Origin of the sequence: Bradyrhizobium sp. BRP22, from assembly GCF_020194175.1 — a bacterium.
Classification (GTDB): Bacteria; Pseudomonadota; Alphaproteobacteria; order Rhizobiales; family Xanthobacteraceae; genus Bradyrhizobium.
In genome coordinates this window covers 1-649 of the sequence record NZ_JADYVX010000114.1, presented here as the reverse complement: position 1 = coordinate 649, position 649 = coordinate 1, and the positions used below count along the sequence as shown (strand labels likewise).

The following is a 649-nucleotide window of genomic DNA, read 5'->3' as shown; positions in this document are numbered from 1 at the left end:
CCAGTATACACTCCGCTATCGCTACGTGACTGGTTCAGGGCTTCGCCCCGAAACCCCCTGACGCGCCCTGACGGGCTTGTCTGCTCCCGGCATCCGCTCACAGACAAGCTGTGACCGTCTCCGGGAGCTGTATGTGTCAGAGGTTTTCACTGTCATCCCCGAAGCGTGCGAGGCAGCTGCGGTAAAGCTCGTCGGCGTGGTCGTGAAGTGATTCACAAATATCGGCCTGTTCATCTGCGTCCAGTTCGTTGAGTTTCTCCAGCAGCGTTAATGTCTGGCTTCTGATAAAACGGGCCATGTTAAGGGCGGTTTTTTCCTGTTTAGTCACTGATGCCTCCGTGTAAGGGGGATTTCTGTTTTATGGGGTAATGATACCGATGAAACGCGAGAGGATGCTCACCATACGGGTTACTGATGATGAACATGCCCGGTTACTGGAACGCTGTGAGGGTAAACAGCTGGCGGTATGGATGCGGCGGGTCTGCCTGGGTGAGCCGGTTGCACGCTCCGGGAAGCTGCCGACACTGGCACCGCCGTTACTGCGTCAGCTGGCCGCCATCGGGAATAACCTGAATCAGACAGCGAGGAAGGTGAACAGCGGGCAGTGGTCTTCCGGTGACCGGGTTCAGGTGTTGGCTGCGCTGATGGC

The 649-nt window shown here is 57.2% G+C and carries 2 protein-coding genes; one reads left to right on the top strand and one right to left on the bottom strand.

From position 1 onward, the window contains the following. Window positions 1-136: 136 nt before the first annotated feature. Window positions 137-328, bottom strand: a complete 192-nt coding sequence (locus I6F35_RS39610; protein ID WP_000165988.1) for a Rop family plasmid primer RNA-binding protein — start codon at window positions 326-328, stop codon at window positions 137-139. A gap of 64 nt (window positions 329-392) precedes the next feature. Between I6F35_RS39610 and I6F35_RS39605 the strand changes: the two genes are divergently transcribed. Beyond that, on the top strand, window positions 393-649 hold a 257-nt coding region (locus I6F35_RS39605; RefSeq protein WP_225122969.1), incomplete at its 3' end, for a MobC family plasmid mobilization relaxosome protein.